The organism is Pseudomonadota bacterium, assembly GCA_010028905.1.
GTDB lineage: Bacteria > Vulcanimicrobiota > Xenobia > RGZZ01 > RGZZ01 > RGZZ01.
Genome location: RGZZ01000859.1, coordinates 1 through 1256 on the forward strand (window position 1 = coordinate 1; position 1256 = coordinate 1256).

The following is a 1256-nucleotide window of genomic DNA, read 5'->3' on the forward strand; positions in this document are numbered from 1 at the left end:
GCCTCTGCCGGATAGGTGGCCTCCGCCGCGGACAGAAGCGGCTGCGACGGCGTGGCTGACCCCATCGCGGCGAGGAACGGGCATCGCCCCACCGCCACCGAGTCGGTGACCGGCGTGGGCACGGGCGCCTGAGCGGGCGGCTCAGGGGCGCCTGGCGATACGCCCGAGCGCGTCGGGGAAGGGGCCACGATGGGACAGGTGCCCTGAAAGAATCCCAGCATGGGCTCCCTCACGTTCCAGATGCGGGCCGCGCGGGGGGTGCCGCAGCGTCATGCGACCTGGGCTCCTCCGCGTCTCGGGCCGATGCTGATTCGACATCGCCGCAGCTGCGTTTTGCAGGCGCGGGCGTTGGAGCAGGAACGTCTTGCGTCAGGCCGGGCGGTTCGGTCACGCCATCCACTCGAGTGGCACATCGCCAGTCGAGAAGAACGTCTGGAACACGCGCGTCACGGTTTCCGCATCGCGGGTCACGGCGCTGGCGCTCCAGAGATCACCCAGAATCTCCACCTCTTCTGACGCGGGCTCACCGCTGTCGAGCATGCGCACCTCCCCCTCGTCATCGGTGAGGGTGAGCAGGCAGCAGCCCGCCTCCGACTGCAGCTGAAGGCTCCTCCAGGGCGCATCACCCGTGGTCTCGAGGGAGACCGTGCCCCCACGCGCCACGACCGCCTCCAGGTGGGCCGCCACCTCCGCCCAGTCGGCGGTCTTCCCATGGCCTCCACGGCTGTCGGTGCCCGTGCCCAGGGTCCACGACAGATGCTGCATCACTCAGCCGCCTTCAGGGTGCGCATGCCCGGCTTCCACTGCAACGTCTTGCCCGTGGCTTCCTCGACCACGGTCAGCGACTTGAGGCCGGCCTTCTCGGCCATGGCGGGGATGTCTCCCAGGCAGTGCCCACAGACCGGCTTCCCCTCGACCACGAGCTTCATGTCGGCGCCCATGGTCTTGCCCGCCTTGAAGGCCTGTTGAATGACCCCGACCTCTGCGTGGGCGGTGGCCATGTTCCCGTTGGGCAGCGCCCCCTTCTTCTTGACCTCACGCAGCGCCACGCGCTCCGCGATGAGCGTGGCCTCGTCAGCCCGTGCCATCTCGCTGGCTCTGGCCATCTGGTTGGTGTCTTCGAAGACGGCCTCACCGATGGTGCCCCGGGCTCGAACAACCGCGGTGCGCCCGCCCGCGCCCGCAGCCTCGGTGGTGGCTGCCGCGGTGCGCCCGCCCGCGCCCGCAGCCTCGGTGGTGGCTGCCGCGGTGCGCCC

General features: G+C 70.3%; 3 protein-coding genes. All 3 read right to left on the reverse strand.

The features are described 5' to 3' along the window. Positions 1–221, reverse strand: a 221-nt coding sequence (locus EB084_25910) for a hypothetical protein (protein ID NDD31700.1), incomplete at its 3' end; no start/stop codon positions are given. Positions 222–387: 166 nt separating this feature from the next. Next, the gene (locus EB084_25915; GenBank protein NDD31701.1) at positions 388–765 is read right to left on the reverse strand and encodes a hypothetical protein; all 378 of its coding nucleotides are present in this window, start codon (positions 763–765) and stop codon (positions 388–390) included. Next, a partial coding sequence (locus EB084_25920; GenBank protein ID NDD31702.1) for an adhesin occupies positions 765–1256 on the reverse strand: 492 nt, incomplete at its 5' end. The genes EB084_25920 and EB084_25915, both read right to left, overlap by 1 nt.